A 25,996-nucleotide genomic window follows, 5' to 3' on the forward strand; every position below is an offset into this window, starting at 1 on the left:
TATTCCCTGGTTTATTTCTCGGTTTTCTTTGACATCTATCGCGTCGCAAGTCGATCGTTCACAATTTTTGGTGTAATGAATATCAACAATTCAGTCTTGTCATTTGTGCGTGTGGTCGTCTTGAAAAGATGCCCAACCACGGGAACATCTCCGAGCAATGGCACTTTGGCCTCGGCATCACGCTCGGTTTGCTGGAAGATACCACCAAGCACCACCGTACCGCCGTTTTCCACCAACACCTGCGTCTTGACATGTTTGGTATCAATTGCAAAGCCCGCCCGGGTCTCGACGCCGACACTGTCCTTATTTACATCAACATCGAGAATGATATTTCCGTCAGGCGTGATTTGAGGCGTCACTTCAAGCTTCAGGTTCGCCTTTCGGAACGTGATCGACGTCGCGCCGCTGGAGGTGGCAACCTGGTACGGCAACTCGGTACCTTGTTCGATCAGTGCTTTCAATTGATCGGCTGTCACGACGCGCGGACTTGAAATGATCTTGCCCTTGCCATCCGCTTCCATTGCCGAAAGCTCCAGATTCAGGAACCGGTTGGCGGCGGCGGAAAAAAGACTTACGGCCAGGCTTGGCGCAGTCAATCCATTAAAGCCGGTCGCTGGCAGGTTCACGAACTGCGTGTTATTGAATGCACTTCCCGAGTCCTGAGCCTGACCAGTCTGCTCTCCGACGCCGATGTAATTTCCGGTAACGGCAGCGCGCGTGTTGCCGTTGATCTGATAACCGGAATCGCCGCCACGAAGATTGCGCATATCGTTAAAGCCAAGCTTTGCGCCGAGACTCTTGCTGAATTTGTCATCGGCCTCAACAATGCGCGCTTCGATCAGCACCTGTTTCGATGCGATATCAGTCTTCTGTACCAGCTTGCGTATTTCCTCGATCTTTGAGGTGATATCAGTCACAAAAAGCTGATTGGTCCGCGGGTCAATCACCGCGCTTCCTCTTTTCGACAAAATGCTCTTCTTGGTATCGCCGCCGCTGTCCAGTCCGAAGACCTGCTTGAACGATTCGGCCTTTTGATAATTGAGCTGGAAGATTTCCGTTCGCAATGGTTCCAGTTCTGCGATTTGCGCTTTCTGCTCCAGTTCAAGCTTTTCCTTGGTGAGCAATTCATCCTTTGGCGCAATCCACAGTACGGAGCCATTCTTCCGCATATCCAAGCCTTTCGCCTGCATGACGATATCGAGCGCCTGATCCCATGGGACGTCTTTGAGACGAAGCGTGAGGTTGCCGCTGACTGTGTCGCTGGTAATGATATTCAAGCCCGTAAAATCCGCGATGACTTGCAAGACGGCGCGCACCTCGACATTCTGAAAGTTCAGCGAGAGACGCTCTCCCCGATAGCCCTGCGTTCCCTGCACCAGCTTGTTCGGTTCTTCCTTGATGGGTTTCACCTCCACCACGAGCTGCGTATCGCTTTGATAAGCGCTATGCTCCCATAGACCTTTCGGCTCAATCACCATATGCACGTTTTCACCTTGCGGCGTCGTGGTGATCGTTTGTACCGGCGTCGCAAAATCGGTCACATCAAGGCGGCGACGCAGCACTTCGGGCATGGAGGTCTTCAGGAAATCAACGACAATCGTCTGCCCTTGCTGTCGTACGTCGACTGCCACCTGATTGCTGGGCAAATCCACGACGATGCGCCCCTCCCCACCCGGCCCACGGCGAAAATCGATGTCTCGCAATGCATGCTTGCCCGTGTCAGCCACCTTTGGTGTAATCGGAATGCCCGCGGCATTCACTGGTGTTGCGACACCTCCCGATCCATCAATGGTCACGATCACCATGTTGCCTTCCACCGCAGTGGCGTAATTCAACGGGCGCAACAAGTTGAAAACCAGCCTGGAACGATCACCCGCTTGAACAACATTCACATTGCGAACGTCACCCAACCCAATATCTTGCGCGGCCTTCCCCGTAGAGTTTGCGGTGCCGGCAAAATCAAGCGCGATGCGTGCCGGACTGGTAATGGAAAATCCGATTGGCGGCTTTGCGATGGGATGTTTTAACGTCACCTTGACAATGACATTCGCGCCTTGTTGATTGGAGCTGATCGACTCGATAGCATTTTCCTGCGCCAGTGCAGCGCCGCATACAGCAAGCAGACCGGCAAAAACGCATCGCCTCAATGCGCCATGCACAGTTTTCCCCAAGCGTTCAAAGTGATTTTTCACGGCATTCATTTTTTATTCTCCTGCAACTCTAACTTGGCTTTACGCTCGGTCCATTCACCTGCCGCGTCGCGGACGATTTCCTTCAGCTCGACTTCTGTTTCGGTTATCTTCGTGATCATTCCGAAGTTCTGGCCAATGTAATTGCCGACCTTCACCTGAAATACTGATTTGTCCACTTGCAGGAGTGCAAAGCTCAAGCCTGGTTTTTCCAGCGTGCCGACCATCTTGATGCTATCAAGTGGAAAGTTTTCAAGAGGCTCCTTGCGACGGTCGAGGTCAGGCTTGATGCCGCTGCCCGAATCGGCCTGCGTCTTTGCAAGCGCGACGGTCAGCTTGGCGGGATTGAATGGATCGACGTCATTCTTGGCGCTGTAATCGTATGGTGTGAATCGCTTGGGTTCCGGGAGTTTTTGTACTGTTACCGGAGTCTGCCGCTTCACCTCCTCCATCCATTGCTTGACTTCTTGCACATCCCCATCACCGCACCCCGCAAGAAGATATGCAGTCAGGCTGGCAACAATTGGAAGCCTCAAACGAAAGGTCCTCATTTTTTCGCCCCCTTCGTCTTGTCAGCCGCAATCTTGCGCTGCGCATTTACCTCTTCCTTGTCCAGATAACGGAAAGTCTTGGCAACGGCATCCAGAGTGAGGACACCGTCTTTGCCCGCAACGAGGTTCATTTTGTTGAGGGTCACAATACGTGGCAGGTTCGCAATGTCGCTCGTAAAAGATCCGACATCGTGATAATTTCCAGAGACCTTGATATCAATCGGCAACTCTGCGTAATAGTCCTTCACAACAACCTGCCCCGGCTTGAACAACTCGAACTGCAGCCCTCGTCCCAAGCCCGATTGATTGATATCGGACAATAGGGCATCCATTTCCGCCTTGCTGGGCAATTGTTTCTCCAGCGTCGACACGTATTCGCCGACCTGCTCTTTTTGTTTGCGCAAGCTGTTGAGATTGATCGCTTGCTGAAGTTTGAATTTGTAGTCGTCCCTCAGCTTCACTTCTTCTTGCCTGCCGGCCTCAAGCTGTTCGAGTTCGCCGTCCAGGTACAAGAACCATCCAACCAAGCCAACGGCGATCAAAGTCCCAAGACCGCAAGCGATACGCGGAATGAGAGGCCACTGTCCCGGGTGCCGTCCATTCAGGCCGCGGAATTGTGCCGCAACCTTGTCACCGATTTTTTTCAAATCTGCCATAGTGCGTCTTTCATGTCAGGGGCGCTTCGGCGCCACGTCAGCTGCCTTGCCCGAAGCCGCCTGCTCCTTGTCGCGCGGGCGCTTGATTCCTACATTGACAGTGAAGTCGAACACTCTCTTCGAATCCTTGCCCTGACCGACGCTCGCCGAGCGAATCTCAATGAGATCAGGCCGTTCAAGCCACGGTGAGTTATTGCTCAGATTGCGCAACAACTCCGACACGCGTTCGTTGGACTGCGCGTATCCGCTCAGCACAACACGCTGATTCTCCTGCTTGAACGAGCGAAGATAGACCCCTTCCGGCACCTGCTTGACCAGCTCGTCCATCAAGTAGACTGGCTGATTGCGGTCGCTTTGAAGATCCTCCACCGCTTGCTGGCGCGCCTTCAACCCATCGATTGCCTGTCTCAGCGTCGCGATTTCCTTGATCTGCTCATCGAGCTTGGCGTTCTCCGCCTTGATAAAGCTGTTGCGCTGATTCTGGTTCGATATCTGGGCGCCGATGACGCCGCCGACGACAAGCACGATAGCCAGCCCCATCAATGCCGACATCACCAGCAATCGGTAGAAGGCAATCTTGCGCTGCTTGCGCGTTTCCTCGCGATGAGGAAGAAGGTTAATACGGATCATCGGTCGAACCTCCGCATCGCCAGTCCGCATGCGACAAGGTAGGATGGCGCCTCGCTGCGCAGCTGTTTTTCACGCACCGAAGTCCCCAGCTGCATGCCCTTGAACGGACTCACGACAGAGGTGGAAATCTTGGTGCGCTCCGCGACCAGTTCCACCATGCCGGGAATGACAGCACATCCGCCCGCAAGAAAGATCTGGTCGATGTGGGTATATGGCGTGGATGTAAAGAAGAACTGGATGGCGCGCGTGACTTCGAGGGCTGAATTTTCCAGGAAGGGGTCGAGTAATTCACGCTCATAGCCTTCGGGCAGGTCCGCGGCTTTTTTCTTCGCCTCGGCATCCTCGAAGGACAGCCCGTAGGCGCGTACGATATCCTGGGTGAGCTGGTTGCCGCCGAAGGGTTGTTCGCGCTCGTAAATCGTCTGGCCGTCCAGGAGTACCGATACGTGCGTGACCTGGGCACCGATCTGGAACAAGGCAACAATCTGTCCCTGCCCTCCCTTGGGCAATTGCGCCGTGATGCGATCAATGGCAGCGCGCGCCGAATACGATTCGATATCCATGACGGTCGGTTTCAGGCCGGCTGCTTCGGCGACTGCGACACGATCCTCCACTTTTTCCTTGCGCGTGGCGGCGATCAACACTTCGACGTCTTCCGGGGCATTCTGGGCTGGGCCAATGACATCGAAATCCAGACTGACTTCGTCGAGTGCAAAGGGGATATATTGATTCGCTTCGCTTTCGACCTGCATTTCCAGCTCATCTTCGGACAAGCCGGCTGGCAGAATGATTTTCTTGGTAATCACGGATGCCGGAGGCATTCCAAGCGCCACATGCTTGGCGCGCGTGCCGCTTTTCTTCCAGACGCGGCGCACCGCTTCCGTCACTTGCTCGATGTTTTCGATATTGCCGTCCACCACCGCACCGCGTGGCAATGGCTCGCTTGCAAAGCGCTCCAGTCGAAATTCGTTTTTGCCCGCTTCAGACAGCTCGACGAGTTTGACACCCGACGTGCTGATGTCCAGGCCGATCAGTGGCGGATTTTTCTTGCCAAGTAACAATCCGAGATCTATGGCCAAGGGTAGTTCTCCCCAAAATGTGGTTATTGCGTGAACGCACCACTTATTTGAATGTCGAATGAACGGATAAAATCATCGACTCACAAAAAATCCGTTTAAAAACCAATATTTAGGTGACATATATCCAACGTTACATTAAATCCTAGCAATAAGCTTGAACCGATGTAAAGCGATTTCCTATCAGTAATTTGTAACTCCGTTGCCAAATGTCCACGTTGCATCGGGATAATAATTGATTTTTTCTTAATATCGGATAGTGTTGCGCCCCGTTATAATTCTGCGTCACCGTCCTCCACTCGTTTTCTCCGAATGACTCGTTCTAATTCCCCAGGCAATACCCCGGACGAAGCGCCCAAGCGCCGCCCCTCTCTCTTGTTGCGCGTCGCGCTAGGCATTGTCGGAGGAGTCGTTGGCTTGGTCCTCATCGGCGTGCTGCTTCTCGGTTTTGCGTTGTCGATGGCCTACCCCAATCTGCCATCGCTGGAGGCAATCACCGACTACCGCCCAAAGATTCCGCTGCGGATCTATTCGGCGGACAATGTACTGATCGGTGAATTCGGCGAGGAGCGGCGCAATCTCGTCCATATCAAGGATGTGCCCGACATCATGAAGAAAGCGGTGCTCGCCATCGAGGATGACCGCTTTTACGACCACGGGGGCGTCGATTACCTCGGCATCCTGCGCGCGGCGGTCCACAACCTGACCAGCAGGTCGAAACAGGGCGCCTCCACCATTACCCAGCAGGTCGCACGCAACTTTTTCCTGTCGAGCGAGCAAACACTCAAGCGCAAGATCTACGAGGCGCTGCTGGCTTGGAAGATCGAGCAGAACCTGACGAAGGACCAGATTCTCGAGCTGTACATGAATCAGATCTACCTGGGCCAGCGCGCTTATGGTTTCTCCTCCGCCGCCCAGATTTATTTCGGCAAGAAGCTGTCTGATATCACCATCGCGGAAGCAGCGATGCTGGCCGGCCTGCCGAAAGCACCCTCGGCCTACAACCCGGTCGCGAACCCGAAACGGGCCCGTGCACGCCAGCAGTACATCCTGGAACGCATGTTCCAGCTTGGCTACATCACGGAAGCCGACTACCAGACCGCCAAGGACCAGGTCCTGAAGATCAAGACGGACAGCAGTGAGTTCGGCATCCATGCGGAATACGTCGCGGAAATGACCCGCCAGCTGGTCTACGAGCAGTTCAAGGAGGAGACCTACACCCGCGGCCTGAACGTCTATACGACCATTACCAAGGCGGACCAGGATGCTGCCTACCTGGCATTGCGGCACGGTGTGCTGGACTATGAAAAGCGGCACGGCTATCGGGGACCCGAAGGTTATATGGAAATCCCCAATTCCAAAGAAGAGGCCGACAACGCGATCGAAGTCGAACTTGCCGAGCATCCCGACAGCGACGACATTGTCGCAGCCGTGGTGCTTGACGCGACACCGAAGAACGTGACGGCGGTCCTGTCGTCCGGTGAGGAGATCACGATTACCGGCGCCGGCCTGAAGATGGCGACCAGCGCATTGACCGACAAGGCGCCGCCGAACCGGCGCATCAAGCGCGGCGCCATCATCCGTGTCACGCAAGAGAACAAGGAATGGAGCATCACGCAGATGCCGGAAGTCGAATCGGCCTTCGTCGCCGCCAACACCGACGACGGGGCAATCCGCGCTCTGGTCGGCGGTTTCGATTTCAACCGCAACAAATTCAACCACGTGACGCAGGCATGGCGCCAGCCCGGTTCCTCGTTCAAGCCTTTCATCTATTCGGCATCGCTGGAAAAAGGCCTGTCCCCTTCGACCATCATCAATGACGCCCCCATCAGCTTCGATGCCGGACAAACCGGCGGCCAGGCATGGGAGCCGAAGAACTACGATGGCAAGTACGAAGGCCCGATGACGATGCGCAAAGGCCTCACCAAGTCGAAAAACATGATATCGATCCGCATTCTGCACAAGATCGGTGCCAAGTATGGTCAGGAATACACGACCCGATTCGGATTCGATGCGGAGAAAAACCCGCCGTATCTGACGCTGGCGCTCGGCGCCGGCGCGGTCACACCTCTGCAATTGGCCGGCGCCTACTCGGTGTTTGCCAACGGCGGTTACAAGATCAGCCCTTACGTGATTTCCAAGGTGACGGATTCGACCGGCCGGGTGCTGTCCCAAGTCACGCCGGACAAGGCGGGTGAAGAATCGAACCGCGTGATCGACGAGCGCAATGCCTTCATCATGGACAGCATGCTGAAGGACGTCGTCAAGTTCGGCACCGCGACCCGCGCACTGGTCCTGAAACGCCCCGACATTGCCGGCAAGACGGGTACCACCAATGACTCTGTCGACGCGTGGTTCGCCGGCTACACCCCGAAGATGGTCGGGGTTGCGTGGATAGGCTTCGACCAGCCCAAGAACCTCGGCAACAGGGAGACCGGCGGCGGTCTCGCGCTTCCGATCTGGATCAATTACATGCAGAAGGCACTGAAGGATGTGCCTGTCGAGGAGCGTGCCGTACCCGAAGGAGTTATCCAGGTGAACGGCGATTATTTCTACGCCGAGAATCCGCCGGGTACGGGCGTGCACAGCCTGGGCCTGGGTGACCGACAACCCACCGAAGAAGAAAAGTCAAAGGATGAAGTGAAGAACGAGCTGTTCTGACATCGGAATTTCACACATCGCAAGCCGAAGCCAGCATTGTTGGCTTCGGCTTTTTCTTAAGCTTCGCCGCCCAGCACCAAGTCCACGCCGCCTTGTTCACTGACCATCCTGGACAAGGCTGAATACAGTTCGGACTGATCGCGCGTATTCACCCAGCGACCACCTTCATAGCGGTAGTGGAATCCGCCGGAGCGCGCCGCCACCCACATTTCCTGCATCGACGCCTGACTGTTGACGATGATTTTCGAGCCATTGTCGACGAATTCAATTTCCAGGACATTGCCGCTGCGGCTGCACTCCACGTCGAGATCGCTTTCGTCGGCCGCACGCTCCAACGTGGACTCGATCAAGGTCAGCGTCCGCTCGGCCAGCGCCAGGAATTCCGATTCAGTCATGCTACACTCCAATCAATTGCACTAAACCGTGATTCTAATCGTGAAGTCCGTTCCACATCTTGTCGTTGTTGCAGCCCTGGCATTTGCTGTCGTCGGGTGCGGGCAGAAGGGTCCGCTTTACCTGCCGGCAAAACCTGCTCCGATTTCGACGCCCGCTGCGCCAGTCGCTCCTGCGCCCGCAGACAGCAGCGCTCCCGTATCCAAATAGTTCTCTGCCTTTCCATGTCGCATTTCAATTACAAGAACGGCGTACTCCACGCCGAAAACATCGCCCTGACCGACATTGCCTGCCAGTTCGGCAGTCCGACCTACGTTTACTCGAAAGCGGCACTGGTCGAGAATTTCTCCGCCTACGCCAATGCCTGCAAGGAAAACCGGCGCGATGAGTCGACGGCACTCGTTTGCTACTCGGTGAAATCCAATTCCAACCTCGCCGTGCTCAACCTGCTCAGCCGTCTCGGGTCAGGATTCGACATCGTGTCAGGCGGCGAACTGCTGCGCGTGATCGCGGCCGGCGGGAATCCGCGCAAGGTGATCTTTTCCGGTGTCGGCAAGACGCATGAGGAAATGCGCCTCGCGCTCTCGCACGACATCCTCTGCTTCAACGTCGAATCGACAGCGGAGCTGGACCGGTTGAACGAAGTTGCCGGCGAGATGGGCAAGCAGGCGCCGATTTCCCTGCGCGTGAACCCGAATGTCGATGCAAAAACCCATCCGTACATCTCGACCGGCCTGAAGGAAAACAAGTTCGGCATCGCCTATGAGGAGGCGTTGACCGCTTATCGCACGGCGGCGACGCTTCCCAATATTCGCGTGGTCGGCATCGATTGCCATATCGGCTCGCAATTGCTGGATGACGCGCCGCTGCTGGAAGCACTCGACCGGCTGATCGAGTTGATCGACCGGCTGGCGCAAGAAGGCATCCATCTGCATCACCTAGACATCGGCGGTGGCATCGGCATTACCTACGACCAGGACAAGCCGGTGGCGATCGGCGACTATCTGGCGCGATTGTTTGCGAAGATCGACAAGTGGCGTTTGCTGAATCACAAAGGAGCACCAATCCAGGTGATGTTCGAGCCGGGACGTTCGATTGTCGGCAATGCCGGTGTGCTGCTGACCGAAGTGGAATATCTGAAGCACGGCGCGGCCAAGAATTTCGCGATCGTCAACGCAGCCATGAACGATCTGATGCGCCCCGCCATGTATGAAGCTTGGCACGGTGTGCAAGCGGTGGTGCAGCGCGCATCGCCATCGAAGATCTACGACGTGGTCGGCCCCGTGTGCGAATCCGGCGACTGGCTGGCGCGTGAGCGCTCGCTCGCGATCCACCAGGGCGATCTGCTTGCCATCATGTCGGCAGGCGCCTATGGAATGACGATGTCATCCAACTACAACACGCGCAGCCGCGCGGCGGAAGTGATGGTCGATGACGACAAGCTGCATCTGATTCGCAAGCGTGAAAACGCGAGTGATCTGTTTGCGCTGGAGTCACTGCTTCCCTGATTCGCGCGACACTCAACCAGGCGCCGGCTCCGACCGGCGCTTTTGCATTCTAGGCTGTACAACATTCCAATAGACGCGCATCAGGAGCAGCAAGCCGACGATGCTCCCGTACAGGATGGGCTGGGCAAAATCGTGTTTGCCGGCCTTCATCCACCAGAAATGCAGAATGCCCAGGGATGCGATCAGATACACGGCGCGATGCAGCCATTGCCAGCGCTTGCCCCCAAGACGCCGCACCATCGCGTTGGTGCTTGTGACGGCCAGTGGAATGAGCAGCAGGAAAGCCGCGAAGCCAACCGTGATGAACGGCCTCTTCGCCACATCCCGCAGCATCTCGTCGACATCGAAGAAGTGATCGAACCACAGGAAAGTGGTGAAGTGCAGCACTGCATAAAAAAACGCAAACAGACCCAGCATGCGCCGCAGCTTGATCAGCCAATGCCATTTGCTCAGACGCCGCAAGGGCGTGACCGCCAGCGTCAGGCACAGAAAATAAAACGTCCAATCGCCGGTGTTGCGCGTGATGAATTCAATCGGGTTGGCGCCGAGCCGATCGGTGAATGCGAACAGCACCAGTCGCGCAAACGGCAACAGCGCGGCCAGGAATATCGCCGCCTTCACCGAGGTGACCTGGCGTGGAGTCGGGTTGAGCATGGATTTCTTCATGACGCTCGAACACAATCCCGTTGATCCGTTCAGAAGAACTTCTTCAGATCCATGCCTGTGTACAGCGAGGCAACATTGCTGTAGCCATTGAACATCAACGTCTTGCGCTTGGGTTTGAAGAAGCTGTCTTCGCCGATGCGGCGTTCGGTTGCCTGCGACCAGCGCGGATGATCGACCTCGGGATTGACGTTCGAGTAGAAGCCGTATTCCTGCGGCGCGGCGATATTCCACGCGGTTTTCGGCTGATCCTTGATGAAGCGGATCTTCACGATCGACTTCGCAGACTTGAATCCGTATTTCCAAGGCACGACAATCCGCACTGGCGCGCCATTCTGGTTCGGCAGCACCTCGCCATACATGCCGAGCGTCAGCAGCGTCAGCGGATGATTCGCCTCGTCCAGACGCAAGCCCTCGACATACGGCCACTCCAGCACCGGGCTGCGCAAGCCCGGCATTTGCTTCTTGTCGGCGAGCGAAATGAATTCGACGTATTTCGCATTGCCGGTGGGCTCGACCTTCTTGATCAATTCGGCAAACGAATAACCGATCCACGGGATCACCATCGACCAGCCTTCAACGCAACGCAGGCGATACACCCGTTCTTCCAGCGGCGCCAGCTTCAACAGGCTGTCTATGTCGAGCGTCATCGGCTTCTTGACTTCGCCCTCGATCGCAACCGTCCATGGGCGTGGCTTGAGCGTGCCGGCATAATGCGAAGGATCGGTCTTGTCGGTGCCGAACTCATAGAAATTATTGTAGGAGGTGGCGTCCTTGTACGCAGTCGTCTTGTCCATGACCACAAAGGCGGGATTCGTCTTTGCCGCCAGTTTCTGCGCGCCTGCACCCTGTGCGAAGGCCTCGCGGGAGAGCAGGTCAAGGAGCGCGCCGCCGGCAACAGAGCCGAACGCGATCTGTTTGATGAAGGTGCGCCGTGCCTCGAAGACTGCGCGCGGCGTGATTTCAGAACTGAACGGAATGTCGATCCCGTTGGGATTACGCTTGATCAACATGGCTGCTCCATGATTTCGTCGATTGGGTGGCTGTTGGTCTGCCGAGCCCCTGACAACCTTACATCAATTTGATGACTGATGAAGTTGAAGGTACACCGCCTGAGCAATTTCCAGCAATTTGCGCTTATCAATGCTGCCCGACAAAGCGTAGCCATATTCGCTGTCGATCCAGTAAAACGCCCTGTTGCCGCCCTGCTCCATCACCTTGAACCCGGTTTCAGACTGCGCTTGCGACGCGTGGCGAACCGTCAGGGTCAGGCGTTCCCCCTTGTCCGACTCGTACATCAATTGCGCCAACGGCCCGTCCTGCCCCGGCAACAAGCGCCCTCCGAGCAAACCGAAGCCCTGCTCCTGAAGCTTGGGCGCCCGGATCGGCGCGCTCAGACGCTTTGACAGCCAGGCAACAAGATGTGCCTCCTGCTGCGCCGTAACCTCGACCGGATGACGCTGCTCCGCCGTGTACAACACATGTGCGGCCAGCGCATTTTGGGCGAAGGTGCGCGGCTGGGCCGGCCCCTGCATCCATCCATGGGCAAGCCAGCCTGCCGCGAGGCCGCAGCTCAGCCACGCGACACCGGCGGCAATTCCGCGCGGCCAGCGACGCGACCGCAAGGCGCCGGTGAGCCGCAGCGGGACCGGCTCATTCAATACGTTATCGTAGATGTCATGCAGCGACTGATTCTGCATCCGCCATGCCTGCACCTCGGCGACGACGTCCGGATGTGCCGCCAGGAATGCTTCAACCTCGGCGCGTCGCGACGTCTCCAGTTGGCCATCGACATAAGCATGCAAATCGATTTCGGTGATGGGTGAGGCAGACATGTCACTTGACCCGGGTTAAATGTGCCGACGCGGTGGGTGCAGACTGGCCGGACAACAATTCGCGCAAGTGGCTGCGCGCACGCGCGAGGCGTGACATGACGGTGCCCAGCGGGACGTTCAGCACATCGGCAACCTCCTGATAACGCATCTGCTCCAGCCCGACCAGCACGATGACAGCCCGATGCTCCGGGCTCAATCTCGCCAGCGCGCGCTGCAAGTCGAGCTGCTGCCCAAGATCGCCCGGTGTGGCCGGCTCCGGCGCATCCTCAAGCGATACGGCCGCAATTTGCCGGCGCGGCGCCTCGTTCAGATACAAGCGGTACAACATCGTAAACAACCAAGCAGTGAGATTGGAATTGATCCGAAACAGCCAGCGTCGCTGCAGGGCACGTTCCAGCGTGTCCTGCACCAGATCGTCTGCCCATGACACATCGTGCGTCAATGCGCGCGCATACCGTCGCAGCCTTGGAATCTGCAATGCGAGCTCATCGGCGAAGTCGGCCATGGGCGGATACGTGCTTACGGCTTGGCGGCATGCCAGACGTTATTGGCGCCGTCACCGGTCTTGTCGCCCGGTTTCTGGTCTTTCGTCCACTGGTAGAGCGGCTTGCCCTTGTACGCCCACTGCTTGCCGCCGTCATCGCGGGTGACGATGCTGTAGTCGCCACTGGGCTGATCTCCCTCCTTGGCCATCAGCGGCGGCCAATTAGTGGCGCAAGGGCCGTTGCAGGCACTCTTGCCGCTGCCTGCGGCGTCCTTTTCAAAGGTGTACAGGGTCATGCCGGAAGAGTTGGTCAGCATGCCGTCGCTGACCTTGACCGGCGCTTCTGCGAACGCCAGGCTTGCGCTGCCGGCCAGCAGGACGGCGAGCAACGATGATGCGAATGAGAAACGAATTTTCATGAAGTCCTCGCTAAGCTGGTTAATCAAGCGTGCTCGTGGTGCGCACATGAAGTAAACAACCGCGACGGACGTTTTATTCCCTCCGCCAGCGCTCTTTTCTTGATTTATTTAAAGCGCCCCGTAGGAATGCAAGCCTGACAGGAACATATTGACGCCGAGGAAGGCGAACGTCGTCACCACCAGACCGATCAGCGCCCACCACGCAGCCACCTGCCCGCGCAAGCCTTTCATCAGACGCATGTGCAGCCATGCAGCATAGTTCAGCCAGACAATCAGCGCCCAGGTTTCCTTCGGATCCCAGGACCAGTAGCCGCCCCATGCTTCCGCCGCCCATAATGCACCGAGAATCGTTGCAATGGTGAAAAATGCAAAACCGACGGCGATCGCCTTGTAGATCACGTCATCCAGCACTTCCAGCGTCGGAAGGCGGTCTGCCAGAATACCCCGCGATTTCAGCAGATAGGCCATCGAAACCATTGCCGCCAGCGAGAAGGTGCCGTACCCGATGAAATTGGCAGGCACGTGAATCTTCATCCACCAGCTTTGCAAGGCTGGCACCAGCGGCTGTATGCCCGACGCCTCACGGCTGATCGTGTACCAGAGAAGGAAACCGACTGCCGCGGAAATCACCAGCAGCACGAAAGGCCCGAGCTGGCGCGTCGCATAGCGCTCTTCGTAATACAGGTAGAACAGCGCGGTGATCATGCAGAACAGGACGAATACTTCATACAGGTTGGATATCGGAATATGTCCGATATCGGCGCCAACCAGATAGGATTCGTACCAGCGCACCAGCATGCCGGTGAAACCCATCACGACTGCCGCCCAGCAAAGCTTGCTACCGACCGACGCGCCAAAGTCCGATCGGGTCATCAGGCCGCCCCAGTAAAACAAGGTGGACAGGAAGAACAAGGTGCTCATCCACAGGATCGCGGACTGGCTCGACAACGCATACTTCAGGATGAACCTGCTATCGGCCGCATCGAGGCTGCCACCATAGAGTGCGATGGACGACAGCGCCAGCACGGCAAGCAATGCCATCAGCCAGCGCACCTGCTTCCATTGCCAGCCGAGCCAGGCGAATGTCGGTGCGGACAATACCAGGATCGATTTTTCATAGACATCCATGTACGCGCCAAAGCGATTGAACGCGAACAGTGCTCCGGCAACCAGCGCGGCAGCATACAGCCAGTCGAGCAGACTCAAGCGCCGGAAGAATCCCTGCGGCGGACAATAGATGTGTGATTGCGTCATTTCCATGTTTGTCTCCATCCCGTGCTCATTGCGCGGGCGGTCAGATTAAACGGGTTGCAGCTGCGGATGTCAGGCTTTCGGCGCATCATTCCCTTGGCCTTCAACCATCCCGGCTCGGCAACTGTGTTTTCAGCGCCTCGAATTCTTTCTCGAAGTCGAGCGTCTTGCGCTGCGAGCTCATGGCCATCAAGGCATGCGTGCCGCCCTCGCTATCGGTCTTCAGCCAGACCCACAAACGGCGTTCGCGAATGTAAAACATGGCGAACACGCCGAGCGTCAGCAACAGGCAACCAAAATACACGACATTCTTTCCCGGCGAGCGGGTCACTTGCAGGACAGAAGCTTTGACTTCCTCGAATCCCTGCAGTTGCAGGTAGACAGGCGCCCCATAGAAAGACGCGTCGGAAATCGCATTGATTGCCAGTTGCAGGAAGTGCCCGTGCTTTTCGTCTATCGCCGCCGCCGGCAAGCCGTCTTTCTCGCGCGCTGCTTGCCAAAGTTCCCACATGCTGCCGTTGAGAATTTTCATGAAGACATCGGCAGCCTTTTCCTGCTCGGCAGGAGGCAGCTTTTCCAGGAATTTCGAGACGGCGACATATCCCGCCTCTTGCCCGTTGCCGGCAAAAATTTCCAATCCGCGCAAGGCGGAAAGCTGCAATTGCTGCCGCAGCGTGTCCACATTTCCCTTCGCCTCAGGCATCGCATGCAGCGCGTAACGCCTGGCCGCCTGCGCCCGCAATTCCGGATCGAACACCGCGGCGCGCACACGCATCCACTCCTCGACCGTATTTTTGTCGTCAGCAGGGATGCGCACATAGCGGAAGGACTCGCTCGGCGAATCGCGCATGCCGGTCAGGAACACCATGCTTCCGTCCAGCAGGACCGGTTGCATGTAATTGTGATATTCGCGCGCCTGCCCCGTCTTGTCGCGCAGCTTGTACTGCACGCTGGGCCCGACGTTTTGCAGGTCCTTGCTGTTCGCATTCTTCGCCGCGGAACCCAGCTGCTTGTCCAGGCCGGCGGCGAAGCGCTCATTGAATCCCTTGTCGCCGCCCACCGCGCGCACGTCCTGGCCGCTTTGCGCCATGTTCTCCACGTTAAATGGGCGAAAACCGGTCCACTCCACGGTGTACTCGCCAGCATCAGCCAATGGCGTCGAGCCGCCCACCTCGCCCTTGAGCGCAAACGTCTCGCGTCGCGAACCGGTCATCGGATAGGCAGCCAGTTGCAGCTTGCTGCCGCCGTCGTCGAAGCTCGCCTGATAAATTGCGACACCCTTGTAGACCAAGGGTTGATTCACCTTGATGGTGGCATTGAAGGTCTTGCCTGTTGCGTCGTCGCGCACCACCACCTCGCTGGCGAACAGCTTCGGCATCCCGGTCGAATAGTGCTCGATGATGAACTTCTTCAACTGGATCGAAAACGGCAGCTCCTGCACCAGAACGCCGTTCTGCCGCGGGAGAATGGCAGTGTTGCTGGTCGCGCCTTCCGGGATGAAGGTATTGCCGCGAAAAGTGGGATTGCCGACGCCGAGCCGGTGCTGTGCGGGAATGGCCGAGATCGCACCGCTTCCCGCAAACGGCGTCTTGCCGTTGAACCACTCCTGGAAGCGAATCGGCAAATCGGAATCGAGCAGACCGCCGACGCAAATGATCACGATCGCACTGTGCGCAAAAATGTAGCCCCATTTATTCGCCGCGCCGCGCTTGGCGGCGATCAGCCGCCCCGCATCCTTCTCGACCAGCTTGACCTTGTATCCATTCGCCGCAATGCGCTGCGCGAGCTGATGCGCCAGCGCCGTCAGTGGCAACGCGCTCGTCCATTCCGCCTTGTGATGAAAATTGCGCAAGGACTGCTCGCGCACATTCTCGCGCCAACTGCGCATGTCTTTCAGCATTTTCGGCGCGTTGCGGATAATGCAAAGCGAGGTCGACAGCACCAGGAAGCTCATGATCAGCAAGAACCACCAGGCCGAATACACCGCGTACAAGCCAAGCTTGTTGAACACCTCGAACCAGAACGGGCCGAACTGATTCACATAATTCGGCATCGGCTCGTTCTGCTTCAATACGGTGCCGATGACCGATGCAATGGCAATCAGCGTCAGCAGGCTGATCGCAAACCGCATCGACGAAATCAACTCGACGGCCTCTGCCAGCCAGCGGCGCCTGGTATTCAATTGCAGCCCGGCGGTAGTTACGTTCATGTTTGTGATCTTCAAAAGCAAAAGGGGGTGGCATCTGCCACCCCCTCCATCTGATTCCTTACAACCCGTGGTACTACATTTACGGCATTACTTCAGGCCGGCAACATAGTCTGCAACAGCCTGGATTTCATCATCCAGCATACGCTTGGCGATGGTTGTCATCTGCGGGCTGTTGTTACGGCCGCCGGCGCGGAAATTGGTCAGCTGAGCGACAGTGTACTCCTGATGCTGGCCAGCCAGACGTGGAAACTGCGCCGGGATCCCGTTGCCGGTAGCACCGTGGCAACCTGCGCATGCCGGAACATTTTTCTCGGCAATACCGCCACGATAGATCTTTTTGCCCAACTCGACGGAATTCTTGTTCTTGGCTGCGCCCGCACTCGTGGTCTGCTTGTCGAGATAGGCAGCGATGTTCTTTGCGTCCACGTCCGACACGGTGTTGGCGATGGCGCTCATCACCGGATTGGTACGCTGCGGGGTCTTGAAGTCCGCCAGTTGCTTGACGATATACTGCTCATGCTGACCGGCCAGTTTCGGATTCTGCACAATGGTGGAATTGCCGGCGGGGCCATGGCAGCCAACGCAAGCCATGCTGGTGAACAACGCCTCACCCTTCGCAGGATCAGCTTTCGGAGCTTTATTTTCTTCCGCTGCATACGCAACCGAAGAAACCGCCACCATCGCGACAAACAAGGACTTTACAATCGGTAAAAACGCACGGTTCATTAAAACACCCTGGACTTGATATTAAAATTCTGGCCTGGCGGCGATCTCTTTTGTGCGGCGCATCTTCTGCGGCGCAGCAATACATAACCGCTTATTGTACAATAGCTTTCCAGCATTTTCGCTGGTTTTTGCTGCAATTTCTCCCTCTATGTCCCTACTTTGGCAAGCCCGCTTCTTCACCACGGTGAACCACCTTCGCGACTTGCCAAATACGCAAGTTCCCGAAATCGCTTTCGCCGGCCGTTCGAACGCCGGCAAATCGAGCGCCATCAATCTCCTCTGCAACCAGAAAAAACTGGCGTTTGCCTCCAAAACGCCCGGGCGTACGCAACATATCAATTACTTTTCCATCGGCGGCGCGCATGTCGGCCAGCATCGGAAGGACGCGACCAAAGTCGAGGAAATCCGTGCCTTGCTGGTTGACCTTCCCGGCTATGGCTATGCCGAGGTGCCTGGCGAAGCCAAGCTGCATTGGAACGAACTACTCGGAAACTATATCCAAAGGCGCGAACAACTCGTCGCACTGGTCCTGATCATGGATTCGCGCCGGCCCTTTACGGACCTCGATGTGCAGATGCTGGAGTGGTTCGCGCCGACCGGAAAGCCAGTGCATTGCCTGTTGACCAAGGCCGACAAACTGAACCGGAATGAATCCACGAATGCGTTGCGCCTCGCGCGAACCGTGTTGAACAGCTACGTCGACGAGCAGGGAAAGCCGTTTCCGTTTACCGTGCAATTGTTTTCAGCCTTGAAACGCACCGGCATTGATGAGGCAAATCAACGAATTCTTGATTTGCTTGGCTTGTCAGAGGCGGCGACTGAGGGCGATGATGACGATGCCCAAAGCTGATCACAGAAAATTTTCGGGCAAAAAAAACCCTGGAGAAAGGGGAAGATCTCCAGGGCAGTAACGCCTTATCGCTAATGCCACGATAGGCCCCGCTCAGGGAGGAGAAGCGGGAGGTGAGTGATCACCTATTGCTAAGATAGGGCTCAGCCTGAAAAGTTTCAGAAATTTGTAACAAGCCCTTATTCCGTGCTTTCCATTTATTCATACACTGCCATGTCCCATTCTCTGCCTGCCCTGCAATTTCCTGCAATCCGCATGCGCCGCATGCGCAAGGACGCCTTTTCCCGCGCCATGATGCGCGAGCATGTCCTCACCGCGTCGGATTTGATTTACCCGGTCTTTATCCTCGACGGGAAGAATCAGCGCGAAAAGGTTGCCTCGATGCCCGGTGTCGAACGCTTGTCGGTGGACTTGCTGCTCGGCGTGGCCGAAGAGTGCGTTGCACTCGGCATTCCCGTCATGGCCTTATTCCCGGTAATCAGCCCCTCGCTGAAAACCCCCGACGGCATCGAAGCCATCAACCCGGAAGGCCTGGTGCCGCGGGCCGTGCGCGAACTGAAGCAACGTTTCCCGGAGTTGGGCATCCTGACCGACGTGGCGCTCGACCCGTACACCAGCCATGGCCAGGATGGCGTACTGAGTGCGGACGGTTACGTGCTCAATGATGAAACCAGCGCCATCCTCGTGAAGCAGGCGCTGGCACAGGCGGAAGCCGGTGTCGATATCGTCGCGCCGTCGGACATGATGGACGGCCGGATCGGCGCGATCCGCACTGCGCTGGAATCGCGCGGCCACATTTACACGCGCATCATGGCCTATTCGGCCAAGTACGCGTCGGCATTCTATGGTCCGTTCCGCGATGCGGTCGGGTCGGCGGCAAACCTCGGCAAGAGCAACAAGAGCACTTATCAGATGGATCCGGCCAACAGCAACGAGGCGCTGCGCGAAGTCGCCCTTGATCTGGCGGAGGGCGCGGACATGGTCATGGTCAAGCCCGGCATGCCCTATCTCGACATCGTGCGCCGCGTGAAAGACGAATTCAAGGTGCCGACTTTCGCCTATCAAGTGAGCGGCGAGTACGCCATGATCAAGGCGGCCGCGCAAAACGGCTGGCTCGACCACGACAAGACGATGATGGAAGCCATGCTGTCATTCAAGCGTGCCGGCGCCGACGGCGTGCTTACCTATTTTGCCCTTGATATCGCTCGTCGGCTGAAGCTCGGCTGAGCAGGCGACACGCACCAAGGCATCGATCGCTGCAAGGCGGTTGATGCCTCCACTCCCTGCACGCGCTTGTGCTGCGTCTCATGTAGTTCATTTCCCGACGTTTCGGCTACCATTGCCAGAACAGCGGCAGGCCGGCTTCTGCTGCTTGCCGCGCGCATTCTTAATTGCCATCGGGACCCCATGGATATTTTTCACATCAGCAGCAATCAGGTGACGCCGGCCTCTGGCGCACCGGATGAAATTCCTTCACAGGGCTTTCTGTGGCTGGATGTCACGCATGATGAAGTAGCGGCCGATACCGGCGCGTGGCGCGATGCCGTGGAGCGCGCCACCGGCATCCACATCTATGATCCGCACCTGAGCGATGCCATCAATCTCACGCATCCGTCTTACTTCGATTCGACTCAGAATTACGCGATGGTGGTCTTTCGCAAGCTTGCCCTCGATGCCGACGGCACGGCGGAAGAATCCGATGAGCCGGCAAAGAAGCGCAAGATTCCACCAGCGCTGACCAAGCTCGCCACCAAACCGGTGACCTTTCTATTGATGGAGCGGGCGCTCGTGACGGTGCATGCAACAAGCAGCCGGACGATAGAGACCACCCGTAACCGGCTGCTGGAACAGAAAAGCAAACGCGATGGCGGGTCTCATGCGAACCGGTCGCCTGTATCGCCGGAAGAGCTGATGCTGCGCCTGCTGAATGCGATGGTCGATCAATATCTGGCATTGCGGCAGCCGCTCACCGGCCAGATCGACCGGTGGCAGCGCGCCTTGCTCAGCCCGCGCCACCCGTTCAATGATTGGACTGCGCTGCTGGACGCGCGTATCGAACTGCGCAAGCTGGATCACCTATGCGAGGGGCAGCGCGACGCGATGCAGGAGCTGCGCGATTATCTGGTCGACGGCATCGATGAATCGCACAACGGCCGTACAAGGGATCTGATGTTAGTGCGTGTGCATGACATCATGGAGCACATCACGCGCGTCCTCAATCATGCACAGCGACTGGAAGCAACGATCGAATCCGCGGTCCAGATCCATTTTTCCGCCATGGCGCATCGCACGAGCGAGATCATGCGCACGCTGACCGTCATTACCGCCCTGTTCATGCCGCTCACGCTCATCACCGGCATCTTCGGGATGAATTTCAATGACATGCCGCTTATCAAGGACCGAGCCGGATTCTGGATCACGATGGGAACGATGGCGGTGATCGTCGCCGTCCTCCTGTTCTTCTTCCGCCGCAAACGCTACCTCGAGGATCAGGCACGCGATACCGAACGATAAGAAGCGCTAGTGCGAAAAAAAGCGCCCATCGACTGGGCGCTTGCTGAGGGAGTGGCAAAAGCATGCAAGCTGCTGCATGCGACTTCATTGCTCAACTCCGGTTTGGTTGTGGCGTCATCCGGAGGTAGGGACGCGGGGCGGTGTAACCCTTCGGGTATTTCTGCTTGATCACATCCTCATCCTGAATACTCAGCGGAATGATGACGTCGTCGCCGTCACGCCAGTTGCCCGGTGTAGCGACGGTGTAGCCGTCGGTCAGTTGCAGCGCGTCGATCACCCGCAGCACCTCATCGAAATTGCGCCCTGTGCTCATCGGATAGGTGATGGTCAGGCGCACTTTCTTCTTTGGATCAATGATGAATAGCGAGCGCACTGTCATGGTTTCCGACTGATTCGGATGGATCATGTCGTACAGCTGCGCCACGCGCGTGTCCGCGTCCGCAATGATGGGGAAATCCACGGTCGCGTTCTGCGTATCTTCGATATCCTTGACCCATTCCCGGTGCTTGTCAGCCGGGTCTACGGACAGTGCGATCGCCTTGACATTGCGTTTGTCGAATTCGGATTTAAGCTTGGCAGTGAGACCGAGCTCAGTCGTGCAGACCGGCGTGAAATCTGCCGGGTGAGAAAACAAGACGACCCATGAATTGCCGGCCCATTCATGGAATTTGATTTTTCCTATCGTCGAATCCTGCTCGAAATCGGGTGCGGTATCACCTAAATGCAGCGCCATGTCAATCTCCCATCGTGTTATCGAAAGATCAATATAGCGTCACCTTGTGCGGCATTCAACGACAAAGTAGTTTGGTTCTTATGCCTGAACGGTTATATCTGGCCGCTCGCGCGCTTCAAGGATTGCAGGAACTTGTCCGCATCCTGATAGCCGATCACACGACTTCCCTGAATCTCGCTTCCCTTGTCGAAGAAAATGATTCCTGGCGGGCCGAAAAGCTTGAAGCGCCTCAACAATGCCTTGTCGTCATCGTTATTTGCCGTCACATCCGCCTGCAGCAACACCATGTTGGCAAATTGTGCCTGCACACGCGCATCGCTGAAGGTGAGCTTTTCCATTTCCTTGCAGGATACGCACCAGTCGGCGTAGAAATCGAGCATGACAGTTTTCCCGCCAGCGCGCGCCAGCAGGGTATCGAGTTCGGCCGAAGTCTTCACCCGCGTAAATTCGACCTTATGCGCTCCTCCTGTCAAGTGCGAAAGGGGTGCCAATGCATCACGCCCGCCTGTCGCCGCGCCCACCAATTGCACCAGGCCCAGCGCTGCCACGGAAAGGCCAATCACCTTGGAAATCCAGCCCCAGCGTTTCCCCCGCATCAAATAAATACCGTAGCCAATGCCAAGCGCGGCCCATCCGAGCATCGGCACCCAACCCGGGATCACCGGCGTCACGATCCACAGCGCCAGCCCAAGCATGACCACGCCGAAGAAGAACTTGACCGACTCCATCCAGGCCCCGGCACGCGGTAGCAAGGCACCCGCGGAAACGCCGACCAGCAACAACGGCACGCTCATCCCGACAGCCATTGCAAAAAGCGCGCTGCCGCCGATCACGACGTCGTGTGTCTGGCTGATATAGAGCAAGGCGCCCGCGAGGGGCGCGGCGACGCATGGTCCGACGATCAAAGCGGAAAGCGCGCCCATCACAAAGACGCCGAGCATCTTCCCTGCCGCCTGGCGTTCCGACGCTTGGGTGAGCCGGGTCTGAATCGAGGCCGGCATCTGAATCTGGTAGACCCCAAACATCGAAAGCGACAGTAGCACCATCAGCAGCGCGAATGCGGACAGGACCCAGGGATTCTGCAAGGCCGCTGCCAAGCCCTCACCAACCAGGCCGGCAACTACCCCTAGCGCGGTGTACACCAGCGCCATGCCGAGCGAGTACGAGACAGACAGCGAAAAACCGCGGCTGCGGCTGACATGAGCCCCCTCGCCAACGATGATCGAGGACAGAATCGGCACCATCGGCAAGACACAGGGCGTAAAGGCCAAGCCCAGCCCGAGCACGAGGAACAAGGGCAAAATTGCCAGCAGCCTGCCGCTTTGCAGCGATGCCTCGATGCGCCCCATCTCGCTCTCGCCCGTCGCGTTCGCGCGGCTAATGCCGGCACTTCTGCCTTCCTGCGCCCCGGCATTGCCGGCCGCTGCAGTGCCAATCGGTGACAAGCTCGCCCGCGATTCCATTGGTGGATAGCACAGGCCTTTATCCGCGCATCCCTGACCGGTCACCTTCAGGGTAAACGGACCGGACGCCTCAACCGGAACCGTCATCACGACAACTTTCCGATGGGTCTCTACATCTTTCTGAAATGTCTCGTCGAACTTCACCTTGCCGGGTGGAATAAGCGGCTGTCCCAGCGTCGCCCCTTCCGCCTTGAACGCAAAGCGGTCGTGATACATGTAGTATCCATCGGCAATCTTGTAAGTGACCTCAATCGACTTCGCGTCGAGCATGCGTGCAGAAAACTGGAAAGCCACCTCGGGATCGAGAAAATCGGCTTCAGCATGCGACAAGGGCGCAAGAAAGAGTGCAAGCGCGGCAACAAGGATGGCAGCAAGCCGGTTCGACAATCGTGCGCCTGCACGCTCACTCAATAACTTAAACATTCAGTTCTTTCCTTGTTTCAGAATCAACCCAGCCCAGGTATTCCGGCAAGCCGGCGGTGATCGGAACTGCGATGATTTCGGGGACTTCATACGGATGTGCGGCCTTGATCTCGGCCTCCAATTCCGCGTAACGCGCCTGGGTCGTCTTGATGAGCATGGTCACCTCGCCTGCTTCCTCAACCACTCCTTGCCACTGGTATACAGAACGCACAGCGGGTAACAGATTGACGCATGCGGCAAACCGGCCCTCAACCACGCGCCGTGCGATGGCATGCGCAGTCGTTTCGTCCGGAATGTTGGTCAATACCAGCAGCGCTTGTTGCATATACCATTCCTCGTTTGAAAATTGACGATCATTTCAGCAAACGGCGGCGTGTCAGGATGGTCGCGATATAGAAGCCGCCCGCACAATAGGCAATCAATACACCGATGTGCATCCACGGTGCCGCAGGCAGCTGGCCGAGTATCAGGGGGCGAATCAGGTTCACCGCGGCACCGAGGGGCAGGATCTTGGCGAAAATCTGCAGCCATGCCGGTAATTGCTCAGTCGGATAATACACTCCGGACAGAAAAATCATCGGCGTTAACACGAGAGTGAAATAGTAGGTAAAGAAATCATACCCACGTGCAAGTGCGTTCACAATCAAACCTACCGATGCAAAAGTCATTCCGATTAGAAACAGCAATGGCAGAACCAATAACACATGAGGATGAAGACCTATTCCCAACATGAAGATCACAAGCAGAATGGCAATGCCGGAAAACAGTGACTTCGTCGCTGCCCATAGCATTTCCGCAAGCACCACGTCGTCCAGCGCTAGAGGTGCATTCAACAACGCATCCCACGTCTTCTGGACATGCATGCGCGAAAACGCCGAGTACAGCGTTTCAAACGACGCCGCCATCATGATGGACATGCAGATCGAGCCGGATGCCAGGAACTGAATGTAGGGAATCCCGTTTACCGTGTGCAGCAGACTGCCCAGACCGTAGCCGAAAGCAACCAATGTAATCAGAGGATCGGCGATATTGCCGAGAATGCTGGCAAATGCGAGCTTTTTCCAAACCAGAAAATTACGCTGCCATATCGGGAAAAAACGCAGCGAGAATCCCGGCAAAGCATAAACCGTTGCACTCATCTCAGTCTCTCATTTCCCTTCCGGTCAGCTTCAGAAACAAATCTTCCAGGTTTGCCGGCCGATGCAAATAGCGTACGCCTTGCGTGCCGTGCAAGCTAGCCAGCAAGGGCTGCGCATCGTTGGTATAGCAGAACACGGTCTCGCCGCTCACTTCGATGCGTGCCGATTTGCCACGCCCTTCGGCATCACCCCATGCACGCGCATTGTCACCATACACTTCGACCACTTCCGCTTCGATATGTTGCCCGATGAGATCGCGGGGAGAGCCTTCCGCAATCATCTGTCCGTGATCGATCACGGCCAACCGGTCACAAAGGCGTTCTGCTTCATCCATGAAGTGCGTGGTCAAAACAATCGTCTTGCCTTCGGCGAGAAGCGTCTTCAACCGGTCCCAAATCATATGTCGCGCCTGTGGATCAAGCCCGGTTGTAGGTTCATCCATGAAGATCAGGTCGGGGTCGTTAATCAGCGCCCGGGCAAGCGTAAGGCGGCGCTTCATGCCGCCCGAGAGTTCACCGATATTCGCATCCTTCTTCGCAGTCAGATTGGCAAATTCAAGCAGCTTCGGAATCCGGGTAGCAATTTCGTCATCGCTCATTCCGAAGTAGCGGCCGAAAACCAGAAGGTTTTCAGCAACCGTGAAATCCGGATCAAGATTATCGGCCTGAGGAACCACTCCGACTCGCAGGCGCGCGGGGCGAGCCTCCTGCGGTATACGCCGACCGACAAGAACAATCTCGCCGCTATCCGGCGCCGTCAGTCCCAGGCACAAACGCAAAGTCGTCGTCTTTCCCGCACCATTTGGGCCGAGCAGACCATAACACTCCCCGCGCCGAAGGTTGAACGATAAGCCGTCAACAACAAGGCTGCGCGCAGCGCCATTGCCGTATGACTTACGAAGATTGACGACTGACAGAATGCTGGTTTCAAGCATGCACTAACTTCATCCCATCGAAAACGAACATCTTGCCATAAAAAAAACAGGCACCGCCGACTACCCGGCGTGCTGCATGAGACCGTAAGCAATTTCAACCGCTAGCATCGCCTCAAAGCAAAAAAGCCAGGCATTGCCTGGCTTTTCTTCTGCGGGAAGATGCGCAATTACTCAGCGGTCGGCACTTCTGCCGCATCGCTGATTTCCGGACGGTCCACCAGCTCGACAAATGCCATCGGCGCATTATCGCCCTGACGGAAGCCCATCTTCAGAATACGGACATAGCCGCCATTACGCGCGGCATAACGCGGACCAAGCTCGGAGAACAGCTTACCGACGATTTCGCGATCGCGCAGACGGCTGAATGCGAGGCGCTTATTCGACAGATTATCGGTCTTGCCGAGCGTGAGGATCGGCTCGACAACGCGACGCAGCTCTTTTGCCTTCGGCAAGGTTGTTTTGATCGCTTCGTGACGCAGCAGGGAAACGGTCATGTTGCGCAGCATTGCAAGACGGTGCGACGAGGTGCGATTCAGTTTGCGGAGGCCGTGACGGTGGCGCATGGTATTTCCTTTCTATTTTTCAGTTTTGGGTCCAGCTCTTCTATCGACCAGGTGAGCTGGTCGCGGGCCGGTAATTCAGTTTTTGATACTTCCAGCTCGGTAATGCACTTCAATCCGAAGCGCCCC

The 25,996-nt window shown here is 56.9% G+C and carries 26 protein-coding genes; 6 read left to right on the forward strand and 20 right to left on the reverse strand.

Annotated features, from left to right (window positions below):
- Positions 1 to 35: 35 nt before the first annotated feature.
- The 5 genes from pilQ to VJ651_RS17000 are packed head-to-tail and all read right to left on the reverse strand — an operon-like array spanning position 36 to position 5,105.
- Positions 36 to 2,201 carry a type IV pilus secretin PilQ gene (pilQ, locus tag VJ651_RS16980; protein ID WP_324108583.1) on the reverse strand — a complete coding sequence of 722 codons (2,166 nt, stop codon included), beginning with the start codon at positions 2,199 to 2,201 and terminating at the stop codon, positions 36 to 38.
- The gene (locus VJ651_RS16985; protein ID WP_324108584.1) at positions 2,198 to 2,740 is read right to left on the reverse strand and encodes a pilus assembly protein PilP; all 543 of its coding nucleotides are present in this window, start codon (positions 2,738 to 2,740) and stop codon (positions 2,198 to 2,200) included. Before VJ651_RS16985 ends, pilQ begins: the two co-directional genes overlap by 4 nt.
- Positions 2,737 to 3,396: a type 4a pilus biogenesis protein PilO gene (locus tag VJ651_RS16990; protein ID WP_324108585.1), complete on the reverse strand. Its 660-nt coding sequence runs from the start codon at positions 3,394 to 3,396 to the stop codon at positions 2,737 to 2,739. The genes VJ651_RS16985 and VJ651_RS16990 overlap by 4 nt, the downstream gene beginning before the upstream one ends.
- A gap of 15 nt (positions 3,397 to 3,411) precedes the next feature.
- Positions 3,412 to 4,026 carry a PilN domain-containing protein gene (locus VJ651_RS16995; RefSeq protein WP_324108586.1) on the reverse strand — a complete coding sequence of 205 codons (615 nt, stop codon included), beginning with the start codon at positions 4,024 to 4,026 and terminating at the stop codon, positions 3,412 to 3,414.
- Positions 4,023 to 5,105 carry a pilus assembly protein PilM gene (locus VJ651_RS17000; RefSeq protein WP_324108587.1) on the reverse strand — a complete coding sequence of 361 codons (1,083 nt, stop codon included), beginning with the start codon at positions 5,103 to 5,105 and terminating at the stop codon, positions 4,023 to 4,025. Before VJ651_RS17000 ends, VJ651_RS16995 begins: the two co-directional genes overlap by 4 nt.
- 309 nt (positions 5,106 to 5,414) lie before the next feature.
- Between VJ651_RS17000 and VJ651_RS17005 the strand changes: the two genes are divergently transcribed.
- Complete coding sequence (locus tag VJ651_RS17005; RefSeq protein WP_324108588.1) at positions 5,415 to 7,763, forward strand: penicillin-binding protein 1A; 2,349 nt, start codon at positions 5,415 to 5,417, stop codon at positions 7,761 to 7,763.
- A 56-nt stretch (positions 7,764 to 7,819) separates the two neighbouring features.
- On the opposite strand, the gene cyaY is transcribed toward VJ651_RS17005, so the two are convergent.
- Entirely contained in the window at positions 7,820 to 8,158 is a 339-nt protein-coding gene (gene cyaY, locus VJ651_RS17010; RefSeq protein WP_324108589.1) for an iron donor protein CyaY, read from the reverse strand.
- Positions 8,159 to 8,198: 40 nt separating this feature from the next.
- On the opposite strand from cyaY, the gene lptM reads away from it, so the two are divergent.
- Entirely contained in the window at positions 8,199 to 8,366 is a 168-nt protein-coding gene (lptM, locus tag VJ651_RS17015) for an LPS translocon maturation chaperone LptM (protein ID WP_324108590.1), read from the forward strand.
- Positions 8,367 to 8,380: 14 nt separating this feature from the next.
- A complete protein-coding gene (gene lysA / locus VJ651_RS17020; protein ID WP_324108591.1) occupies positions 8,381 to 9,664 on the forward strand; it encodes a diaminopimelate decarboxylase in 1,284 nt (427 codons plus the stop codon).
- Positions 9,665 to 9,676: 12 nt separating this feature from the next.
- Here lysA and msrQ read toward each other — a convergent pair whose 3' ends face one another.
- From msrQ to VJ651_RS17060, 8 genes are all read right to left on the reverse strand, one after another.
- A complete protein-coding gene (gene msrQ, locus VJ651_RS17025) occupies positions 9,677 to 10,330 on the reverse strand; it encodes a protein-methionine-sulfoxide reductase heme-binding subunit MsrQ (RefSeq protein ID WP_324108592.1) in 654 nt (217 codons plus the stop codon).
- Between the two features lie 29 nt (positions 10,331 to 10,359).
- Positions 10,360 to 11,340 carry a protein-methionine-sulfoxide reductase catalytic subunit MsrP gene (gene msrP / locus VJ651_RS17030; protein ID WP_324108593.1) on the reverse strand — a complete coding sequence of 327 codons (981 nt, stop codon included), beginning with the start codon at positions 11,338 to 11,340 and terminating at the stop codon, positions 10,360 to 10,362.
- A 63-nt stretch (positions 11,341 to 11,403) separates the two neighbouring features.
- The gene (locus VJ651_RS17035) at positions 11,404 to 12,162 is read right to left on the reverse strand and encodes an anti-sigma factor (protein WP_324108594.1); all 759 of its coding nucleotides are present in this window, start codon (positions 12,160 to 12,162) and stop codon (positions 11,404 to 11,406) included.
- Between the two features lies 1 nt (position 12,163).
- A complete protein-coding gene (locus VJ651_RS17040; protein ID WP_324108595.1) occupies positions 12,164 to 12,667 on the reverse strand; it encodes a sigma-70 family RNA polymerase sigma factor in 504 nt (167 codons plus the stop codon).
- 14 nt (positions 12,668 to 12,681) lie between these two features.
- Complete coding sequence (locus VJ651_RS17045) at positions 12,682 to 13,065, reverse strand: hypothetical protein (RefSeq protein WP_324108596.1); 384 nt, start codon at positions 13,063 to 13,065, stop codon at positions 12,682 to 12,684.
- 108 nt (positions 13,066 to 13,173) lie between these two features.
- Positions 13,174 to 14,325, reverse strand: coding sequence for a c-type cytochrome biogenesis protein CcsB (ccsB, locus tag VJ651_RS17050; RefSeq protein ID WP_324108597.1), 1,152 nt, complete (start codon positions 14,323 to 14,325; stop codon positions 13,174 to 13,176).
- 94 nt (positions 14,326 to 14,419) lie between these two features.
- A complete protein-coding gene (locus tag VJ651_RS17055) occupies positions 14,420 to 16,525 on the reverse strand; it encodes a cytochrome c biogenesis protein ResB (RefSeq protein ID WP_324108598.1) in 2,106 nt (701 codons plus the stop codon).
- Between the two features lie 87 nt (positions 16,526 to 16,612).
- A complete protein-coding gene (locus VJ651_RS17060; protein ID WP_324108599.1) occupies positions 16,613 to 17,251 on the reverse strand; it encodes a c-type cytochrome in 639 nt (212 codons plus the stop codon).
- Between the two features lie 148 nt (positions 17,252 to 17,399).
- Here VJ651_RS17060 and yihA point away from each other — a divergent pair, with 148 nt between their 5' ends.
- The 3 genes from yihA (at position 17,400) to VJ651_RS17075 (ending at position 20,615) form a co-directional block, all read left to right on the forward strand.
- A complete protein-coding gene (gene yihA / locus VJ651_RS17065; protein WP_324108621.1) occupies positions 17,400 to 18,101 on the forward strand; it encodes a ribosome biogenesis GTP-binding protein YihA/YsxC in 702 nt (233 codons plus the stop codon).
- A gap of 213 nt (positions 18,102 to 18,314) precedes the next feature.
- Entirely contained in the window at positions 18,315 to 19,328 is a 1,014-nt protein-coding gene (gene hemB / locus VJ651_RS17070; RefSeq protein ID WP_324108600.1) for a porphobilinogen synthase, read from the forward strand.
- A gap of 180 nt (positions 19,329 to 19,508) precedes the next feature.
- On the forward strand, positions 19,509 to 20,615 hold the full coding sequence (locus VJ651_RS17075) for a magnesium transporter CorA family protein (RefSeq protein ID WP_324108601.1): 1,107 nt from the start codon (positions 19,509 to 19,511) through the stop codon (positions 20,613 to 20,615).
- A 91-nt stretch (positions 20,616 to 20,706) separates the two neighbouring features.
- Here the strand turns inward: VJ651_RS17075 and VJ651_RS17080 are convergent, their stop codons facing one another.
- The 6 genes from VJ651_RS17080 to rplQ all read right to left on the reverse strand — a co-directional run bounded on the left by VJ651_RS17080 (position 20,707) and on the right by rplQ (position 25,870).
- Positions 20,707 to 21,348: a peroxiredoxin gene (locus VJ651_RS17080; protein ID WP_324108602.1), complete on the reverse strand. Its 642-nt coding sequence runs from the start codon at positions 21,346 to 21,348 to the stop codon at positions 20,707 to 20,709.
- Between the two features lie 92 nt (positions 21,349 to 21,440).
- Positions 21,441 to 23,234, reverse strand: coding sequence for a protein-disulfide reductase DsbD (gene dsbD, locus VJ651_RS17085; protein WP_324108603.1), 1,794 nt, complete (start codon positions 23,232 to 23,234; stop codon positions 21,441 to 21,443).
- A complete protein-coding gene (gene cutA / locus VJ651_RS17090) occupies positions 23,227 to 23,559 on the reverse strand; it encodes a divalent-cation tolerance protein CutA (protein WP_324108604.1) in 333 nt (110 codons plus the stop codon). Before cutA ends, dsbD begins: the two co-directional genes overlap by 8 nt.
- A gap of 28 nt (positions 23,560 to 23,587) precedes the next feature.
- Entirely contained in the window at positions 23,588 to 24,373 is a 786-nt protein-coding gene (locus VJ651_RS17095) for an ABC transporter permease (RefSeq protein WP_324108605.1), read from the reverse strand.
- 1 nt (position 24,374) lies between these two features.
- Positions 24,375 to 25,307 carry an ATP-binding cassette domain-containing protein gene (locus VJ651_RS17100; protein ID WP_324108606.1) on the reverse strand — a complete coding sequence of 311 codons (933 nt, stop codon included), beginning with the start codon at positions 25,305 to 25,307 and terminating at the stop codon, positions 24,375 to 24,377.
- 167 nt (positions 25,308 to 25,474) lie between these two features.
- On the reverse strand, positions 25,475 to 25,870 hold the full coding sequence (gene rplQ, locus VJ651_RS17105; protein ID WP_136417857.1) for a 50S ribosomal protein L17: 396 nt from the start codon (positions 25,868 to 25,870) through the stop codon (positions 25,475 to 25,477).
- Positions 25,871 to 25,996: the final 126 nt, after the last annotated feature.

The organism is Noviherbaspirillum sp. (assembly GCF_035254865.1).
Lineage (GTDB): Bacteria > Pseudomonadota > Gammaproteobacteria > Burkholderiales > Burkholderiaceae_D > Noviherbaspirillum.